The sequence below is a fragment of the Bacillus cereus group sp. BfR-BA-01356 genome, from assembly GCF_022663635.1.
Taxonomy (GTDB): Bacteria; Bacillota; Bacilli; order Bacillales; family Bacillaceae_G; genus Bacillus_A; species Bacillus_A cereus.
Genome location: NZ_JAKUFX010000029.1, coordinates 14,054 through 30,396, shown reverse-complemented (window position 1 = coordinate 30,396; position 16,343 = coordinate 14,054). Strand labels below are relative to the sequence as shown.

The window sequence follows — 16,343 nt, the reverse complement described above, 5'->3', positions numbered from 1 at the left end:
ATTCACCTCACGTTAGCTTAATAGTTTTAAGCCAACAGCGCCGCATAGAATACAGCTTAAGAAAGCAAGACGACGCCAATCCGCTGATTCTCGGAAAATGAGAATGCCTAGAAGTGCACTTCCAGCAGTTCCGATTCCAGTCCAAATTGCGTAAGCAGTTCCCATCGGTAATGTGTTCATCGCAAGAGATAAGAAGAAGAAGCTTACGCCGAAGTTAGCGATTAAAATAACTTTTGGTGCCCAGCCTTTCTTTTCAGTGGCTACTTTCATAAAGAGTACACCAATAATTTCACAAATACCAGCTAGAATTAAAAATACCCAAGCCATTTTATGCGGCCTCCTTCGCTTCTTTTTCTTCTGTTACTCGTTTTAAACCAATTACTCCGAAGAAGATTAAACCGATTAATAAAACTTTTACGATAGAGAAAGGTTCTCCGAAGATGAAAATCTCTGTAAGAACGATTCCGCCAGCTCCGATTCCTGTAAAGACTGCGTATACAGTGCCGACAGGTAAATCTTTATAAGCTCTAAATAATAAGACGAAACTAATTGTAATTAATAGAGCAACACCAGTCCATTCAAGTGGTGCCTCTGCTTTTTTTAGTCCAATCACCCAAAATATTTCAATAATACCAGCGATGATTACATAAATCCATGCCATATGTCATTTCTCCTTCCTACCAGTCGTTAGGTAAAGGGCTTAAAAACGACGCATTGCAAAGGAGCAATCCGTCAGTTTGAAAGTCCGCGCCAAAATACTTTCCAAGAAGCGTCTAAACGTGTCTCAAAACGATTTAAACCTGCATATAATAGTTCAACCATAAGACCGTCGAGTAAGCATAGAAAAGCCTCTAAGGCGTCTTTTACTTCAATGTTATGCAGCTCATCTTGTTCGCTTGCTCTTTTAAATACAGGGAATAAAAGTTTTCCGACGTTTTCAATGTGTACATTTGCTTTATTAATAATTTGTTCGCGAAATGCATCAGGCGGAAAATAAGAAGTTCGTAACCAAAACATTGATTCTTCACTTTCACCAAATCGTTTTGCATACCCTTTTAATAATTTTAAAAGCAATTCTTCAGTGGACGAATTGGAAAAGCTTTCGATATCGCCTGTGAAGCTCTGCAAATCTTTTTGAAGAGCAGATTCTAAGCATATGAAATATAGCTCTTCTTTTCCTTTAAAGTGTGCGTAAATCGATGGTTTTTTAATCCCAACTTCTTGAGCAATATTTGCCAATGAAGTTCCTTCATAGCCGTAGCGTGCGAAATGAGAAAGTGCTACAGCTTTAATGCGGTTTGCTGTCATTTTCATCCCCTACCTACCGTTCGTTAGGTTCATTATATGAGATGGGAAATATAAAGTCAATAGGTGAAGAGCTGAGAAAGAGCGTTATAAGTAACGCTCTTTTTAGACAGTCTCTCGCTCAATTAAATGGAATGAAAGTTCTTTTGCACTGCCGACAATTTGCTCGCTTTGGATCTGCTTATGGAATAAAGAAAAAGCATGTGAGCCCATTGCGAGACCGGGATGTTCAATTGTGGAAATGTCTAATGCCTTTGAAATTTCATGATTATCAAATCCAAGGATAGCAAGGTCTTCAGGTACTCGAATACCATGTTTTCGAGCCTCTGTTAATAAACCAGCTGCAACTTGATCGTTCGCTGTGAAAATAGCAGTTGGACGATTTTTCATATTTAAAATACGATGGAGTATTTGTGCTCCGTCCTGCATTGTATAGCATTGGTGGAAAATCCATTCAGGATGCAACGTTTTGCCTTCGTTACGAAGTGTATCGGCGAACGCTTTTTCGCGCTCCATGGAATTTACACTTGTTTTTCTTGCTAAACAAATTCCGATTTTTTCATGGCCTCTACTTAGTAAATAGGCAGTACCAAGACGGAAACCTTCATAATGATCTACGTAGATGGATGAAATGAGGGGATGCTTCATTTTTTCACATGAAATAATAGGGGCAAATTTTGCAAAAGGTTCGATTTGTTCCCAAGAGCTCGTTCGGGAGCAAATAATCATCCCATCAAATTGTTTCATTTTCATCATTTCAAGAACACGAATTTCTTCAATGCTATCGTAATTCGTTTGACATAAATTAATATGATACCCAGCTAATAACGCTTCGTTTCCGATTCCTTCAATAATCGTACTGAAGTAGGGGAGGTTAATGAAAGGAAGCATAACGCCAATTGTATATGTTTTCCCTCTTATTAAATGGACAGCATTTATATTTTTTGCGTAGTTTAATTCTTCAACAGCATCTAGAACACGCTTACGCTTTTCTTCTTTTACGTAAGGGTGATTATTCAGGACACGAGAAACAGTTGATATCGATACACCAGCAGTTTTAGCAATTTGTTTTATATTGGCCATATGTATCACCTCTTTCACTTATTATAAAGGGAAAATAATAAGAAAGAAAAAATCTTGACCTGAAAAGCTTTTCACAAACTATGGTATTAATAAGACTTCTTTTTATTCGCGTAACCTTTTCACTTGGGCGTAAGAATGATAGGGGTCTTTTTGGTTTGCAAAAAGTGTTGTCAAAATGTGTGAGAATAACGTAGAAAGTTTTCAAAGGTGGAGTTTGATGACAAAGCGAATATGAAGAGCATATCAACGCTTCGTTCGTTAAGAGAGCGGTATGAAAGGGCGGAAACAAATTGAAAAAAAGAATCATTTGTTTCGTGTTTTCTAGTTTTGTACTTAGTTCGTGTTCGTTTCAGCAAACGATGCAAGAAGAAAAACACTTTGTGGGAACAACAGGAGGAGCTATGGATCGTGTTACGGATCCTATTCCGCTAAAGGAACTTCCAAAATATTTTCCGGTGAAGTTTAAAGTTCCAACGTTTTTACCGTACGACATTACAAGTGATGTGAAGGGTGAAGTAAGAACGCTTGGGAAAAAGAACGCTGTCTTAACGATTAAATATAAACAGAAGGAGCCAGGTAGAAATGAGTATATTGAGTTAAATGTCGCGAACTTTCCTTATAGTTTTCCGGATCTTATGGAAGAGAAGCGATTTCAAGAACAAATGAAACTGAATAATGGAACGTCTGCTTATTTTAAAAATAAAGATGATTATGAACGTGGTGACGAATTTGCTACGCTTATATGGAAAGAGAAAGGAATTGAATATCAGCTGCTGTATCGGAATGTAGAAGAGAACGATGAAAAGGTAATCAAGCAGAATTTATTATACATTGCGAATAAGATGAAATGAAAAAACTAGCTGATTTATTCAGCTAGTTTTTTGTATGTTATTATTTCTTTTTAATTTTGCCTGTCCAAGATTTAAATCCACCTTGTAATTGGTAGAAATCTTTGTAGCCTTGTTTTTTTAAGTATTGCGCTGCACGACCTGTACGGAATCCGCTTTGGCAATATAAGTAAACAGGTTGATCTTGACGAAGTTCTTTATGGCGAAGGCGAATTTGTGATAACGGAATGTTACGTGCACCTAAAATATGCCCTGCGTTATATTCGTCTGCTTCACGAATATCGATAAGCTGTGCTTTACGGTAGCCAGCGCGAAATTCTTCTTCTGTAAGAGTTTTAATTAATTTTTTCTGATAGAAGTACATCCATACAGTGTAGCCGATAAATGCTACGATTACGGCTAATAAAATAATCCAAGTTGTTGACACGATTCTATCGCTCCCTTTTTTCTTATCCTACTTTCAATATTATAATGCCCTTATGTATTTATGCAACAGATTCATTTGCATATAAGAAGAAATTTCGTATTCTTTCACAAATTTTGTCGAATTTGGTAGACTAGAGAATGTGAAAAATAATTGGTTATATGAGGTGCAGGATGGGAAAAGAAAAATGGTGTTATATTAACTCTGGTCAATGTTCACCGGCATTTAATATGGCGTTAGATGAATGTTTATTAAATTGGCAAAGTGAAAAGAAAATGCCACCAACAATTCGTTTTTATGAATGGGAAGTACCAACATTAACAGTTGGGTATTTTCAACGTGTTGAAAAAGATATTAATATGGATGTAGTTAACGAAAAGAAATATGGATTCGTTCGTCGTCAAACAGGCGGCAGGGGTGTACTACATGACAAAGAGTTAACGTATAGTGTTATTGTGTCTGAAGATCATCCGAATATGCCGAAAACAGTTACAGAAGCGTATCGTGTTATCTCGCAAGGTTTATTAGATGGTTTTAAGGCATTAGGGTTAGAAGCCTATTATGCAGTTCCAAAAACAGAAGCAGATCGTGAAAATTTAAAAAATCCACGTTCAGGCGTATGTTTTGATGTACCATCTTGGTATGAAATTGTAGTGGAAGGACGAAAAATTGCTGGTAGTGCTCAAACACGTCAAAAAGGTGTTATTTTACAGCATGGATCGATTCCATTAGAAATTGATTTAGATGAACTATATGATCTATTTTTATTCCCAAATGAACGTGTGAAGGAACGTATGAAGAGTATGTTCTCTTCTAAAGCAGTAGCAATTAATGAATTAACAGACCGTACATTTACGATAGAACAGTTAATTAAAGCGTTTGAAGTTGGCTTTGAAAAAGGATTGGATGTAGAACTTGTTCCATATGAATTAACAGAAGAACAGTTACATGAAGTTCAAACGTTAGCGAAAGAAAAGTATGAAAGTAATGAGTGGAATTATAAAAAATAAGAGATGGCAATTGCCACCTCTTATTTTTTTATAGTAAATTAAGTACTTTTTCTACTTTGATTCCTTTATCTTGTAAAGAACGAAGGCGACTTACAACGTCCATAATTTCTTTGTCAAATGTAACGCTAATACCTTGGCTTTGTAGTTCTTCTTTTAAGCTTTCAATAGAATCATCTATGTCGATGCCAAGCTCGTAATCTTGACAAACTTCAATTGTCTTTTTCACGAGTTTAACATAATTTTCTTGTAGTTTTGAATTTGTTTCAGTCAAAGCAGGCTGCCTCGGTTTTGCAGGAGCAACCGGTGCTGTCTCTTGCTTTGTAACTGGAGTAGGGACTGCTTTTTTCACAGGCGCTGGAGTAACTAGTTCTACAGCTGCTTCTACGCTTACTGGCTTCGGTGTCGGTACCGGAGTAGGCTTAGGTGCCATAGCAGGTGTTTCCACACGCGTAACAGGCTTAGGAGCAGGTGTAATTGCTTTTGGAGCTTCTACAACTACTTCTTTTTTCGGTGCTGCTTCTACCTGTGTTTCTTCTTGCTCGGCAGCTTCTTTATTTTCTTTACTCCACATAACGCGTTCAATTTCTAGAGACACATTGTTTTTGTTCATCGCTGTTAATGTAACTTTACCAACTTCAGCGTTTCCAGTGAAATCAACAATTTTATAAATAACACTCTTGTTCCAATCCACGTTTCCGCTCAAAAATAATTCTTCGTTACATTTCGGCGTTAAGCCCTCGATTTTAATTTCTGCGTTTACACCGTTTTCACTATATACCATAATTAGCGAAGCATTTACATCTTCGTCTGCTAACATTAGTTCACGTACCATTTTGCCGGTGCGTACTTGCGTTTTCTTCTTAACTGACATCTAATTTCTCCTCTCAAAAATTCAGTAATAATAAAAAAATCGTATAACGAAAAATAATTGCTCACGAAGATTTATGATACCGATAATAAAAGCATCACGTCAACAATTAACTTTAATTATTTTGCATTTTTCTTATTTTCTTTATGAAATTTTTCAATTTGTAAAATTAGACAGAAGAAAAAACAGCCTTTTGAAGGGCTGTTAAAAATTTGATTTTTTATATAGTAATTTATATAAAATAAAAAATAAGATAGCAATTAAAGCATTTTGCCAAAAGTTTAGATGATAAATGAGGTAAGGTTGCTTTTGGAAATAAATATTTAAGAATACAGCGGAACAAAATGGAGTAGCAAATGCGAATCCAAATAGAATTCTTCTTTTCCAATTCATTTTCTGATTAAAGGAGTAACGCTTTAATAAATATAAAATAAATAGTATACCTAGTATAATTATTGAAACGGACAAAGTAGTTCCAAGGATGCTAAAAGGCGGACTTGATAATGTATTGTTTTTTTCAAAGAAAAACATAAAAAATGAAATAATTGCATTTATGCCAAACTGTATAGCAAGAAGTAAGCTAATAGAAAATCCAATTAAAGAGGCTTTTTCTAACTTTGTTTGAGTTGGTAAAGCTGATATAAGTTCATCGCAATAAGATTGTAAATTATCTCCGAAGATGTCATAAGCGTTTTTATTTTCTGCTTGTGCTTCGATGAGGTGATCTAATATTTCTAGTAACAGTTCTTCCATTTGTTGCTCGGGTACGTTTGATATTCGAAGATATACTAACATATCACCATAAGCAGCCTCGTTTTCGGAAGTTAGAAGCTCACGTTTTTTATTATTCAATTCAATCATGTCTTGTGCATTCATCCCTATCACTCCCTCTGTAATAAGTTATTTACCGTAGTAGAAACCATTCCCCAGCTTTGTTTAAATTCTTTAAGTTGTTCTAATCCTTTATCGGTTATGTGATAATATTTTCGCTTTGGACCGAGTGAGGAAGCTTTTAATGTGCCTTCGATCAATTTTTCTTTTTGCATACGTAATAATAACGGATAGATGCTTCCTTCGCTTACGAATGTAAAGCCATGTTTATTTAATTTTGTGCTCAGTTCATATCCGTACACTTCTTCTTGTGAAATGATGTATAGGATACAACCTTCTAGTACACCTTTTAACATTTGGCTGTGCATGATTTCACCACCTTTTACTCAGGTAACTTGCGTTGCAAGGTAGCTGTTATCCGGATTATAACATTCAGTAACTTGCAACGCAAGTTACTGAAGTGGAAAACTTTAATGAGTGTTAATTTTTCAATGTTTCCCATACTAACGAGAGGAGGGAAGCGTATGAAACCATTTATGCCAAAACTCGTGTACTTTGAACCGAAGGCACTTGAATATCCACTTGGAAAAGAGCTTTATGAGAAGTTTACGAAGATGGGATTAGAAATTCGTGAAACGACATCCCATAATCAAATTCGGAATTTGCCGGGTGAAAATGATTTACAAAAGTATCGTAATGCAAAAGCAACGCTTGTCGTTGGGGTGAGGAAGACATTAAAGTTTGATACTTCAAAACCGTCAGCTGAATATGCAATTCCGCTTGCAACAGGATGTATGGGACATTGTCATTATTGTTATTTGCAAACGACACTTGGGAGTAAGCCTTACGTTCGCGTGTATGTGAATCTTGATGAAATATTTGAGAAGGCACAGCAATATATGGATGAAAGAGCACCTGAAATCACAAGGTTTGAAGCTGCTTGTACATCAGATATCGTTGGGATTGATCATTTAACACATGCATTAAAGAGGGCGATTGAATTTATTGGAGAAAGTGAGCATGGGCGTTTGCGTTTCGTTACGAAATATTCGCACGTTGATCATTTGTTAGATGCAAAACATAATGGGAAAACGCGTTTCAGGTTTAGTATTAATTCACGGTATGTAATTAAAAATTTTGAACCAGGGACATCACCGTTTGAAGAAAGAATTGAAGCTGCTCGTAAAGTAGCAGGCGCGGGTTATCCACTTGGTTTTATAGTTGCGCCACTTTATATGCATGAAGGATGGGAAGAAGGATACCGTGAACTATTTGAGCGACTGTACAATGCGCTGAAGGATATGACGATACCAAATTTAACGTTTGAATTAATTCAGCATCGTTTTACAAAACCAGCGAAAAAGGTTATTCAAGAGCGTTATCCAAATACGAAGCTTGAAATGGATGAAGAGAAGCGGAAGTATAAATGGGGACGATATGGCATCGGAAAATATGTATATAAAAAGGATGATGCAGCAGTATTGGAAGAAACGATAAGAGGTTATATAAATGAGTTTTTTCCTAATGCAGAAATACAATATTTTACTTAAGGGGGGTCTGTATGCAAATACAGATTCTTTTTTGTTTTATATATTTAGGCTCGTTTTCAACTTGTCACGTTATTCTTTCTGGTGTATCATTTTATTGATTGCTTCGTACGGAATAAGCAAAATGAACTTGGATGGAGGAAACCGATGCCTACCCCTAGTATGGAAGATTATATTGAACAAATTTATTTGTTGATTGATGAAAAGGGTTACGCCCGCGTATCTGATATTGCTGAAGCGCTTAGTGTACATCCATCCTCTGTAACAAAAATGGTGCAAAAATTAGACAAAGATGAATATCTAATTTATGAAAAATATAGAGGGCTTGTATTAACAACAAAAGGTAAAAAAATCGGAGAACGTCTCGTATATCGTCATGACTTGCTAGAGCAATTTATGCGTATTATCGGTGTGGATGAAAGTAAAATTTACAATGATGTAGAAGGAATTGAACATCATTTAAGTTGGGAAGCGATTGATCGCATTGGTGATTTAGTGCAATACTTTGAACAAGATGCAGTCCGAGTGGAAACGCTTCGCGGTGTTCAAAGAGCAAATGAAGAGAAAAGTAATTAAGGGGAACGTATGGCGTTTCCTTTTTTATTTCAATTCGAAAAGGATGGGAGAATTATGAAAGCAATTATTTTTGATTTTGATGGATTAATTGTGGACACAGAAACGATATGGTTTCACTCTTTCAGAGATGCTGTTCGTGAATACGGCGGGGAACTACCTTTAGAGGAATTTGCGAAATGCATTGGAACAACAGATGAGGTACTTTATACATATTTAAATGATCAATTAAAAGAGAAGTTTAACAAAAGTGTATTAAAAGAAAAAGTGGCAACTTTACATAAAGAGAAAATGAGAATACCAGAAGCTCGTGACGGGGTAAAAGAATATTTAGAAGAAGCGAAAGAAATGGGATTAAAAATCGCACTAGCTTCTAGTTCTTCTAGAGAATGGGTTATTCATTTTTTAGAAGAGCTACAAATTCGAGAATATTTTGAAGTAATTAAAACGAGAGAAGATGTTGAGAAGGTAAAACCAGATCCAGCTCTTTATCGAGTTGCAATAGAAGAATTAGGAATTAAGCCATCTGAAGCTGTTGTATTTGAAGACTCATTAAATGGATTGAGAGCAGCAGTTGCAGCGGGATTAACGTGCGTTGTGGTACCTAATGATGTGACACGGAATTTACCGTTTGAAAATCATCATCTTCGAATTGAAAGTATGAGAGAGAAAAGTTTAAAAGAAGTGCTTCAAAGTATAAAAAAAGACCGTATTTCCTAAAAGGAAGCACGGTCTTTCTTTTTGCTTTTTTTGCCTTCAATGACAGTTAAATGAGACTGTTTTCTTTTTCGTTTCAAAGTGGAAGAATTCCCTTTTTTACTTTTGTCATTAGAAGTATTTGACTTAAAGAAAGAATTGCCTAGGGGTGCTACATTTTGTTTCCCATGTTTGCGGTTCGATTGTTTTGCCGCACGCTTATATGAGCTTTGCGAATTTGCGGAACCACTGGAATTTGTAAACATCTTGTATAGCAAGTAAAAGATACCGACAACAAGTAACATGTACCCGATATTTCTTAATACACCCATGGGATTTGTAATAACAGATGAAACAAGGCCGAATATTGCCAATCCGATAATAAGCACAAATATAGCGAAAGTAAACGAACGACCGTTCATAAGGGACACCTCCTAAAAACATATATTGAAATTAGTATATTAACGATGAGGAAAGGAGTTGAACACCATTTTTAAATAATTATTGTTTGTTCTCTAAACGTAATAATTCTTCAAACGATGCAATTGCTACTTCCACTTGATCATCTGTTGGTTCTTTCGTTGTTAATAGTTGTAGCCATAATCCAGGATATCCAAGTACGCGTAATACGGGAATATCTCGTAATCGATTTGTAAATTGCAATACTTCAAAAGAAATACCAAGTACAACTGGAATTAATAAAATCCTGTTTATAACTCGTGCCCAAAGAGGATCTGTAGGGACTAGGAAATAAACGAACATTCCAATAATGACTGTAAATATAATAAAGCTACTGCCGCATCTATAATGGAGACGAGTTTGCTTTTGAACGTTTTCTACAGTCAGAGGAAGGTTATTCTCGTAAGCATTGATTACCTTATGCTCTGCACCGTGATACTGAAATACCCGCTTAATAAGTGGGGTTAAAGAAATAAAGTATATATAGCTCAATAATAGCATGAGCTTAATGACACTTTCGACAATGATTTGCCCAGTATGAGATGGGAAAATCGGTCTCGTTAATTCAGCTAATAGTGCAGGAACTGCTGTGAAAATGACTTTACCGAATATAAAAGATAAAACGCCAACAGCTGCAACTCCTAATACCATCGTTAATTTTGATTGTTCTTCTTTTTTATTTGCAATTTGTTCATCATCTTCTGGGTGGACGTCAAATCGTTCTGAAGCGAAGTTTAAATGCTTTGCTCCATTCGCACTTGCATCCACAATAGCGGCAATCCCTCGTAAAAATGGAACTTTTTTTAGGGTAGATAGTACTTTATTACGAACGCGTGGTAATCGATAAAATTCAATCGATTTATCTTTACGACGAACCGCTGTAACAGTATATTCTCTACCGCCAAACATAACTCCTTCTATGACCGCTTGCCCGCCATATATTTGTTTTGACTCTTCTGCCATGTTAACACCAACCTGTATTTGTTTCTCTCTTATGTAGAAAAAGAGGCAATTGTCATACTGGGTTCTGTCGTTTTGAAATAAGACAATCACCGAGTTTCCTTTATTTTATCGGCAAATACAAGTAGATGACAAGGGAAAATGTTATGAGAGTCGGACATTTCTTATTCTTTTTATAGACAAATTTCGCAGGATTTAAACATGCTTCAAAATAGTTTCGGGCATACTATTGAGCGGAGGTGTCGATGTGAGTCAAGAACAATTAGGAACAAGGAATTTTGTGCAGATTGGTTTGTTTGGTGGAATCTTTTGGGGCGGGATCTGGTATTTCCTTCATATATTTTCATTCACGGAGGCGGGACCGAATTATTTCCTTTTACCATTTGCGTTTGGAAGTTGGAAAGAGGGTGTATGGGGCAATGTGTTCGGAATAGTGTGTATGGGACTTCTTTCAATTTTGATCGCCTTTTTGTATAAAGCATTTTTTGCGAAGTTTGAAGGGATTATAGCGGGAATTATTTATGGGCTATTTTGGTGGGCACTACTGTTTTTGGGGATGGGTTTAATGGCTCCTGTTATTAAAAGTGCGCTCCATTTACCAAAAGAGACAATTGTGACGACAATATGTATTTTTATATTGTATGGTGTGTTTATAGCATATTCTGTTTCTTACGCAGTAAATAGCAATAAAGCAGAACAAGAAGGGCAAGAGAAGACGAACTATTCAAATAAGTAACTCCTATGTTAAAATATTGTATAGATATTTAATATTAAGGAGTTTTAAGAATATGAAAAAGTTACTCCTCGTAAACGGTCCTAACCTAAATCGCCTCGGTGTTCGTGAGGTAAATGTATATGGAAAGGGCACGCTAGCGACACTTGAAGCAGATATGAAGCAAGAAGCAGAAACAATGGGAGTGGAGTTAGAATGTTTCCAATCGAATCATGAAGGTGCCATTATCGACATTATTCATGAAGCGGAAGATATATATGAAGGGATCATTTTAAATCCGGGAGCATTTACGCATTATAGCTATGCGATTCGTGATGCCATTGCGAGCATTTCGATTCCTGTTATTGAAGTACATATTTCTAACATTCATCAGCGTGAATCGTTCCGTCATGAATCTGTGACGGCAGCTGTTTGTGCAGGTCAAATTGTAGGATTTGGTTTTTATGGCTATAAGTTAGCGTTATTTGCATTAATGGAGAAATTGAGGGAGGCATAAAGTAATGGAGAAAATTGAAAGATTACGAAGTGCATTTGATGAGGCTGGCATTGACGGTATTTTGTTAACAAATGAACATAGTCGTAGATATATGGCTAACTTCACAGGAACAGCAGGCGTTGTTCTTATTTCAAAAGATCGTGCTCAATTTATTACAGATTTCCGTTACGTCGAGCAGGCAAGTAAACAAGCGGTTGGATATGAGGTTGTACAGCACGCAGGATTGATCATTGATGAAGTGGCAAAGCAAGTGAAAGAGCTTGGAATTCAAAAACTTGGTTTTGAGCAAGATACTCTTACATATAGTTCTTATTCAGTGCATAAGGAAGCGATTGATGCTGAATTTATCCCGACTTCTGGACTTGTAGAAAAGTTACGCTTGATAAAGACTGATTCAGAGATTAAGATATTAAAGGAAGCTGCACAGATTGCAGATGCTGCCTTTGAGCATATTCTATCATTCATTCGCCCGGGAGTATCTGAAATTGAAGTGTCAAATGAACTTGAATTTTTCATGAGAAAACAAGGAGCAACATCTTCTTCGTTTGATATTATCGTTGCTTCAGGTCTTCGTTCGGCATTACCGCACGGCGTGGCATCTGAAAAAGTGATAGAAACAGGAGATTTCGTTACATTAGACTTCGGCGCTTATTACAAAGGATATTGTTCTGATATTACTCGTACGATTGCAGTCGGTGAACCATCTGATAAATTAAAAGAAATTTATAATATCGTTTTAGAAGCACAATTACGTGGTGTGAACGGTATTAAAGCTGGTTTAACAGGTCGCGAGGCTGATGCGCTAACGCGTGACTACATAACGGAAAAAGGATATGGTGAATACTTTGGACACTCTACTGGTCATGGAATAGGTCTTGAAATCCATGAAGCACCAGGTTTAGCGTTCCGTTCTGATATAGTACTTGAACCAGGTATGGCTGTAACAGTAGAGCCAGGTATTTATATTCCAGGTATTGGCGGCGTACGTATTGAAGATGATATCATTGTGACAAGTGAAGGTAATGAAGTAATTACGAAATCACCAAAAGAACTTATTATTTTGTAATACACAGGAGGATTTTTTTACATGATTTCAGTAAACGATTTTCGTACAGGTTTAACAATTTCAGTGGACAATGCCCTTTGGCAAGTACTTGATTTCCAACACGTAAAGCCAGGTAAAGGTGCTGCATTCGTTCGTTCTAAACTACGTAATCTTCGCACAGGTTCTGTTCAAGAGAAAACATTCCGTGCAGGTGAGAAAGTAGAAAAAGCACACATCGAAAACCGTCGTATGCAATACTTATACGCAAGCGGTGAGGCTCATGTATTTATGGATAACGGAACTTATGAGCAAATCGAACTTGGTGAAAAACAAATCGAGCGCGAGCTTAAATTCCTAAAAGAAAACATGGAAGTAGCAATTATGACTTACCAAGGCGAAGTACTTGGTGTTGAACTTCCAAACACAGTTGAATTACAAGTTACAGAAACAGAGCCTGGTATTAAAGGTGATACTGCTTCTAACGTAACAAAACCAGCTACATTAGAAACTGGTCTTGTTGTACAAGTACCAATCTTCATTAACGAAGGCGAAATGCTTATCATCAACACTGGTGAAGGTAAATACGTTTCTCGTGCATAGTAAAAAAGCACTCGTGATAATTCACGAGTGCTTTTTTTATAGGAAATAGGGTAGATAGTAAATAGCTGTTATTATAAAACTGACTAAAACAAGTGAAAGAGTACCCATAATAGATGGAGTCAAAACAATTTGAAATGGTTTTATTTCGCCAGTCTCAACGCCAGTTAATGTTTTACTTATTGCGTGATCTGTAATGTTATTTCTATGGTTACTCATAATAATTAACCACATAATTGCAAATATTGCTAAACTACCAAGGAAAAAGGTCTCTATAAATGACCAACCGACTAATAATGAAAAAAGATAAATAAGAGCTAATTCTACTACAACGGTTAAACTAATTTTCAATGCCTTCATATTTTTCCTCCTCATTTTGTAATTTCAACCAGTTTAAAAAATTTTTACGTGACACGACATGCAGAGAGCAAGGTGACTTTACTTCTTTCTCTAGTGCAGCGTGTTCGTCTGGAAACTTGTTTTCCACATGCAATGAAATATAAGGTAGTTTTTCTTGTGCTTTTAGTGAGCGGATATTATTCGTTTTAGCACCAGCAAATACGTAGGAAAGTTGTAAGTCTAAAAAGGCGATTTTAAAGATTTCTTTTTTAGCAGCCTCGTTATAGCCTTTTCCCCAGTACGGATAGCCGAGCCAACTACCAATGTGAGATTGCTTTTTTTCATTATTAATATGTTTAAGTGTGGTGAGGCCAATTATTTCATTTTCTTCATTCACAATCATTCTCGATAAGGATTTCTTTTGACGCTCTTCTTCTATTGCGAAAAGAAGAAATGTTTTCGTGTCTTCGATGTTTTCTACCGTTATTCCCAATGCATTTTTTATATGTGGATCACTTGATAGCTCGAAAATCACATTTGTATGGCATAAATCTAGTGGTAATAAAGTGACGTGTTGCATGGTTTAAACCTCTTTTAAACTAAATATACCATAATATACCATGAAATAATATGAATATTCAGATTGTAATTCGGAATTTAGAGAAAAATTATGTTTTTACTTCTGAAATAGACAACCTCTGCATATGGTTGTACAAATATATTCTTTTTTAGAATACGAAGTTAGTAACTGTTACGGGAGAAGGTGGAAGAATGAAACAGTGGCTAGCGGCAATGGAAACATCCGTGCTTGTTATGGGGGCACTTCGATTATTTTCAGGTAGTGCGGAGATATTTGCTGCTTTGCTTATGCTTTATGTGAATGATGCGAAGAAAGCGTTGTTTATAAATGGTATGTTGGCGTTTGTTGGACCTACCGTATTAATTTTAACAATGACAATTGGGATAGCGAGTGTAGCAAGTGAAATTTCTTTCTTGAAGCTCTTTTTTCTAGCGCTTGGAATTTGCTGTATTTTTATCGCATTACTGAAATAGTAAGTCGAGTATAGTGGGGAGAAGCCGATGAAAGAGGTATTAGAAGTTTTACCAAAAACGATGAAGTACTTAATTGAAGAATGTAAGCAATACGATGCTTTAGAGGAAATTCGTGTTCGAATTGGAAGGCCGCTAGAGTGTATTGCACACGGAAAGGTGTTTTTTTATGACTATATCACTACTGCAGAGGATGCTATTTACTTATTGAATAAGTTAAGTCAATTCTCAATTTATACGATGGAAGAGGAATTAAAACGTGGGTATGTGACGCTTCGCGGAGGGCATAGAATCGGGTTAGCAGGAAAAGTCATTACAGAAAAAAGCGCAGTGAAAATGATTCGTGATGTCTCTTCCTTTAATATTCGTATTGCTCGTCAAAAAATAGGGATTGCTGAACCGCTTTTGCCATATTTGTATGAAAAAAGGTGGTTAAACACGATGGTAATTGGCCCTCCCCAAACGGGAAAAACGACACTCTTAAGAGATGTAGCACGTTGCATGAGTCAAGGGGTAAGTGCTTCGGAAATTCCTTCCTGTAAAGTGGGGATCGTTGATGAACGGTCAGAAATTGCTGGTTGTGTGAAAGGGATCCCGCAATATGATTTTGGTACCCGAGTCGATGTGTTAGACGCATGTCCAAAGGCAGAAGGAATGATGATGATGATTCGTTCTATGAGTCCTGATATTTTGATCGTAGATGAAATTGGCCGTAAAGAAGATAGTGAAGCAATTATGGAGGCAGTGCATGCAGGTGTCCAGCTTTTTATAAGCGCACACGGATTTTCCTATGAGGATGTTGTGAGACGTCCATCGCTCAAGGCAGTGCTAGAGCTTGGTATATTTGATAGGTTTGTGGAGTTGTCAAAAGCGAGGGGTCCAGGAACGGTTATGCAGGTGAAAGATAAATATGGAAAACCAGTGTTATCAAATAGAAAGGCTGAGGGCGTATGGTGAAAATATTTGGTGCAGTGTTAATCGTTGCGGTCAGCACCTTTTTCGGGTTTTCGTACGCTAAAAGATACAGTGAGAGACCGAGGCAACTTAGGTTATTAAAATCAGCACTTCAATCATTAGAGGCAGAAATTATGTATGGACACACACCTTTATCTGAGGCTGCCGAGCGATTAGTTAAACAAATGCCAAAGCCATTAAATTGGATATTTCAAAGTTTCGCTAAAAAACTAGAAAGTGGAGAACAAACAGTAAGGGAAGCTTGGATAGATAGTTTGAAAGAGAATTGGAAGTTGACGGCTTTTCAACAAACCGAGTATGAAATACTGCAGCAATTTGGTGAAACGCTAGGGCAACATGATCGTGAATCACAACAAAAACATATTCGCTTATGTATTACACATTTGGAGAGAGAAGAAGAGGAAGCGAAAGCTTTACAACTGCAATACGAAAAAATGATTAAGAGCTTAGGGGTACTAGCAGGGCTACTTATTGTAATTTTACTGCTATAGGGGGGAGAAAGGC

Annotated in this window: 24 protein-coding genes; 12 read left to right on the top strand and 12 right to left on the bottom strand. The window is 36.6% G+C overall.

The genetic code is table 11. From position 1 onward, the window contains the following. Positions 1-12: 12 nt before the first annotated feature. From MR168_RS12835 to MR168_RS12820, 4 genes are all read right to left on the bottom strand, one after another. Positions 13-327, bottom strand: coding sequence for a DMT family transporter (locus MR168_RS12835; RefSeq protein ID WP_000312623.1), 315 nt, complete (start codon positions 325-327; stop codon positions 13-15). Between the two features lies 1 nt (position 328). Continuing rightward, positions 329-661, bottom strand: a complete 333-nt coding sequence (locus tag MR168_RS12830) for a DMT family transporter (RefSeq protein ID WP_100060950.1) — start codon at positions 659-661, stop codon at positions 329-331. Between the two features lie 71 nt (positions 662-732). Next, a complete protein-coding gene (locus MR168_RS12825; RefSeq protein WP_002005730.1) occupies positions 733-1,314 on the bottom strand; it encodes a TetR/AcrR family transcriptional regulator in 582 nt (193 codons plus the stop codon). A gap of 96 nt (positions 1,315-1,410) precedes the next feature. Then, on the bottom strand, positions 1,411-2,388 hold the full coding sequence (locus tag MR168_RS12820) for a LacI family DNA-binding transcriptional regulator (RefSeq protein WP_086412125.1): 978 nt from the start codon (positions 2,386-2,388) through the stop codon (positions 1,411-1,413). 314 nt (positions 2,389-2,702) lie between these two features. On the opposite strand from MR168_RS12820, the gene MR168_RS12815 reads away from it, so the two are divergent. After that, complete coding sequence (locus MR168_RS12815) at positions 2,703-3,239, top strand: hypothetical protein (RefSeq protein WP_033695179.1); 537 nt, start codon at positions 2,703-2,705, stop codon at positions 3,237-3,239. A 40-nt stretch (positions 3,240-3,279) separates the two neighbouring features. Here MR168_RS12815 and MR168_RS12810 read toward each other — a convergent pair whose 3' ends face one another. Then, entirely contained in the window at positions 3,280-3,663 is a 384-nt protein-coding gene (locus MR168_RS12810) for a rhodanese-like domain-containing protein (RefSeq protein WP_000108653.1), read from the bottom strand. 170 nt (positions 3,664-3,833) lie between these two features. On the opposite strand from MR168_RS12810, the gene MR168_RS12805 reads away from it, so the two are divergent. Next, complete coding sequence (locus MR168_RS12805) at positions 3,834-4,670, top strand: lipoate--protein ligase family protein (RefSeq protein WP_086412126.1); 837 nt, start codon at positions 3,834-3,836, stop codon at positions 4,668-4,670. 28 nt (positions 4,671-4,698) lie between these two features. Here MR168_RS12805 and MR168_RS12800 read toward each other — a convergent pair whose 3' ends face one another. The 3 genes from MR168_RS12800 to MR168_RS12790 form a co-directional block, all read right to left on the bottom strand. Beyond that, the gene (locus MR168_RS12800) at positions 4,699-5,541 is read right to left on the bottom strand and encodes a hypothetical protein (RefSeq protein WP_086412127.1); all 843 of its coding nucleotides are present in this window, start codon (positions 5,539-5,541) and stop codon (positions 4,699-4,701) included. Positions 5,542-5,742: 201 nt separating this feature from the next. After that, a complete protein-coding gene (locus MR168_RS12795) occupies positions 5,743-6,414 on the bottom strand; it encodes a DUF1129 family protein (protein WP_000993584.1) in 672 nt (223 codons plus the stop codon). A 5-nt stretch (positions 6,415-6,419) separates the two neighbouring features. Further along, positions 6,420-6,737 carry a PadR family transcriptional regulator gene (locus tag MR168_RS12790; RefSeq protein ID WP_000556079.1) on the bottom strand — a complete coding sequence of 106 codons (318 nt, stop codon included), beginning with the start codon at positions 6,735-6,737 and terminating at the stop codon, positions 6,420-6,422. 156 nt (positions 6,738-6,893) lie between these two features. Here MR168_RS12790 and splB point away from each other — a divergent pair, with 156 nt between their 5' ends. The 3 genes from splB to MR168_RS12775 all read left to right on the top strand — a co-directional run bounded on the left by splB (position 6,894) and on the right by MR168_RS12775 (position 9,209). Continuing rightward, positions 6,894-7,919: a spore photoproduct lyase gene (splB, locus tag MR168_RS12785; protein ID WP_000802121.1), complete on the top strand. Its 1,026-nt coding sequence runs from the start codon at positions 6,894-6,896 to the stop codon at positions 7,917-7,919. A gap of 144 nt (positions 7,920-8,063) precedes the next feature. After that, a complete protein-coding gene (mntR, locus tag MR168_RS12780) occupies positions 8,064-8,492 on the top strand; it encodes a transcriptional regulator MntR (RefSeq protein WP_001143084.1) in 429 nt (142 codons plus the stop codon). A 54-nt stretch (positions 8,493-8,546) separates the two neighbouring features. Continuing rightward, the gene (locus MR168_RS12775) at positions 8,547-9,209 is read left to right on the top strand and encodes an HAD family hydrolase (protein ID WP_025687934.1); all 663 of its coding nucleotides are present in this window, start codon (positions 8,547-8,549) and stop codon (positions 9,207-9,209) included. Here MR168_RS12775 and MR168_RS12770 read toward each other — a convergent pair. Together MR168_RS12770 and MR168_RS12765 are read right to left on the bottom strand one after the other, a co-directional pair. Then, positions 9,206-9,607, bottom strand: a complete 402-nt coding sequence (locus MR168_RS12770; protein WP_001014463.1) for an SA1362 family protein — start codon at positions 9,605-9,607, stop codon at positions 9,206-9,208. The genes MR168_RS12775 and MR168_RS12770 overlap by 4 nt on opposite strands. 79 nt (positions 9,608-9,686) lie before the next feature. After that, positions 9,687-10,607 (bottom strand): DUF1385 domain-containing protein, encoded by a 921-nt coding sequence (locus MR168_RS12765; protein ID WP_086412128.1) that lies wholly within the window; start codon positions 10,605-10,607, stop codon positions 9,687-9,689. A gap of 244 nt (positions 10,608-10,851) precedes the next feature. Between MR168_RS12765 and MR168_RS12760 the strand changes: the two genes are divergently transcribed. From MR168_RS12760 to efp, 4 genes are read left to right on the top strand one after another with little or no spacing between them, the layout of a single operon-like run. Beyond that, complete coding sequence (locus MR168_RS12760; protein ID WP_000076881.1) at positions 10,852-11,340, top strand: YqhR family membrane protein; 489 nt, start codon at positions 10,852-10,854, stop codon at positions 11,338-11,340. Between the two features lie 52 nt (positions 11,341-11,392). After that, complete coding sequence (gene aroQ / locus MR168_RS12755; RefSeq protein ID WP_000735140.1) at positions 11,393-11,833, top strand: type II 3-dehydroquinate dehydratase; 441 nt, start codon at positions 11,393-11,395, stop codon at positions 11,831-11,833. 4 nt (positions 11,834-11,837) lie between these two features. Beyond that, positions 11,838-12,899 carry a Xaa-Pro dipeptidase gene (pepQ, locus tag MR168_RS12750; protein ID WP_000411039.1) on the top strand — a complete coding sequence of 354 codons (1,062 nt, stop codon included), beginning with the start codon at positions 11,838-11,840 and terminating at the stop codon, positions 12,897-12,899. Positions 12,900-12,920: 21 nt separating this feature from the next. Next, positions 12,921-13,478 carry an elongation factor P gene (efp, locus tag MR168_RS12745; protein ID WP_000626516.1) on the top strand — a complete coding sequence of 186 codons (558 nt, stop codon included), beginning with the start codon at positions 12,921-12,923 and terminating at the stop codon, positions 13,476-13,478. Between the two features lie 36 nt (positions 13,479-13,514). Here efp and MR168_RS12740 read toward each other — a convergent pair whose 3' ends face one another. Both MR168_RS12740 and MR168_RS12735 read right to left on the bottom strand, forming a co-directional pair. Further along, a complete protein-coding gene (locus MR168_RS12740) occupies positions 13,515-13,835 on the bottom strand; it encodes a hypothetical protein (protein WP_000645571.1) in 321 nt (106 codons plus the stop codon). Beyond that, the gene (locus tag MR168_RS12735; RefSeq protein WP_001164981.1) at positions 13,816-14,394 is read right to left on the bottom strand and encodes a GNAT family N-acetyltransferase; all 579 of its coding nucleotides are present in this window, start codon (positions 14,392-14,394) and stop codon (positions 13,816-13,818) included. The genes MR168_RS12740 and MR168_RS12735 overlap by 20 nt, the downstream gene beginning before the upstream one ends. Before the next feature lie 191 nt (positions 14,395-14,585). Here MR168_RS12735 and MR168_RS12730 point away from each other — a divergent pair, with 191 nt between their 5' ends. From MR168_RS12730 to spoIIIAB, 3 genes are read left to right on the top strand one after another with little or no spacing between them, the layout of a single operon-like run. Then, complete coding sequence (locus tag MR168_RS12730) at positions 14,586-14,867, top strand: YqhV family protein (protein ID WP_000816050.1); 282 nt, start codon at positions 14,586-14,588, stop codon at positions 14,865-14,867. Positions 14,868-14,894: 27 nt separating this feature from the next. After that, positions 14,895-15,821, top strand: a complete 927-nt coding sequence (spoIIIAA, locus tag MR168_RS12725; protein WP_000665905.1) for a stage III sporulation protein AA — start codon at positions 14,895-14,897, stop codon at positions 15,819-15,821. Beyond that, entirely contained in the window at positions 15,815-16,330 is a 516-nt protein-coding gene (gene spoIIIAB, locus MR168_RS12720) for a stage III sporulation protein SpoIIIAB (RefSeq protein ID WP_000238702.1), read from the top strand. Before spoIIIAA ends, spoIIIAB begins: the two co-directional genes overlap by 7 nt. Positions 16,331-16,343 lie beyond the last annotated feature (13 nt).

What these genes read in the sequence shown, in the direction of transcription:
- MR168_RS12835 (WP_000312623.1), bottom strand. Translation starts at nt 327, where the DNA reads ATGGCTTGGGTATTTTTAATTCTAGCTGGTATTTGTGAAATTATTGGT.
- MR168_RS12830 (WP_100060950.1), bottom strand. Translation starts at nt 661, where the DNA reads ATGGCATGGATTTATGTAATCATCGCTGGTATTATTGAAATATTTTGG.
- MR168_RS12825 (WP_002005730.1), bottom strand. Translation starts at nt 1,314, where the DNA reads ATGAAAATGACAGCAAACCGCATTAAAGCTGTAGCACTTTCTCATTTC.
- MR168_RS12820 (WP_086412125.1), bottom strand. Translation starts at nt 2,388, where the DNA reads ATGGCCAATATAAAACAAATTGCTAAAACTGCTGGTGTATCGATATCA.
- MR168_RS12805 (WP_086412126.1), top strand. Translation starts at nt 3,834, where the DNA reads ATGGGAAAAGAAAAATGGTGTTATATTAACTCTGGTCAATGTTCACCG.
- MR168_RS12800 (WP_086412127.1), bottom strand. Translation starts at nt 5,541, where the DNA reads ATGTCAGTTAAGAAGAAAACGCAAGTACGCACCGGCAAAATGGTACGT.
- MR168_RS12795 (WP_000993584.1), bottom strand. Translation starts at nt 6,414, where the DNA reads ATGAATGCACAAGACATGATTGAATTGAATAATAAAAAACGTGAGCTT.
- MR168_RS12790 (WP_000556079.1), bottom strand. Translation starts at nt 6,737, where the DNA reads ATGCACAGCCAAATGTTAAAAGGTGTACTAGAAGGTTGTATCCTATAC.
- splB (WP_000802121.1), top strand. Translation starts at nt 6,894, where the DNA reads ATGAAACCATTTATGCCAAAACTCGTGTACTTTGAACCGAAGGCACTT.
- mntR (WP_001143084.1), top strand. Translation starts at nt 8,064, where the DNA reads ATGCCTACCCCTAGTATGGAAGATTATATTGAACAAATTTATTTGTTG.
- MR168_RS12775 (WP_025687934.1), top strand. Translation starts at nt 8,547, where the DNA reads ATGAAAGCAATTATTTTTGATTTTGATGGATTAATTGTGGACACAGAA.
- MR168_RS12770 (WP_001014463.1), bottom strand. Translation starts at nt 9,607, where the DNA reads ATGAACGGTCGTTCGTTTACTTTCGCTATATTTGTGCTTATTATCGGA.
- MR168_RS12765 (WP_086412128.1), bottom strand. Translation starts at nt 10,607, where the DNA reads ATGGCAGAAGAGTCAAAACAAATATATGGCGGGCAAGCGGTCATAGAA.
- aroQ (WP_000735140.1), top strand. Translation starts at nt 11,393, where the DNA reads ATGAAAAAGTTACTCCTCGTAAACGGTCCTAACCTAAATCGCCTCGGT.
- pepQ (WP_000411039.1), top strand. Translation starts at nt 11,838, where the DNA reads ATGGAGAAAATTGAAAGATTACGAAGTGCATTTGATGAGGCTGGCATT.
- efp (WP_000626516.1), top strand. Translation starts at nt 12,921, where the DNA reads ATGATTTCAGTAAACGATTTTCGTACAGGTTTAACAATTTCAGTGGAC.
- MR168_RS12740 (WP_000645571.1), bottom strand. Translation starts at nt 13,835, where the DNA reads ATGAAGGCATTGAAAATTAGTTTAACCGTTGTAGTAGAATTAGCTCTT.
- MR168_RS12735 (WP_001164981.1), bottom strand. Translation starts at nt 14,394, where the DNA reads ATGCAACACGTCACTTTATTACCACTAGATTTATGCCATACAAATGTG.
- MR168_RS12730 (WP_000816050.1), top strand. Translation starts at nt 14,586, where the DNA reads ATGAAACAGTGGCTAGCGGCAATGGAAACATCCGTGCTTGTTATGGGG.
- spoIIIAA (WP_000665905.1), top strand. Translation starts at nt 14,895, where the DNA reads ATGAAAGAGGTATTAGAAGTTTTACCAAAAACGATGAAGTACTTAATT.
- spoIIIAB (WP_000238702.1), top strand. Translation starts at nt 15,815, where the DNA reads ATGGTGAAAATATTTGGTGCAGTGTTAATCGTTGCGGTCAGCACCTTT.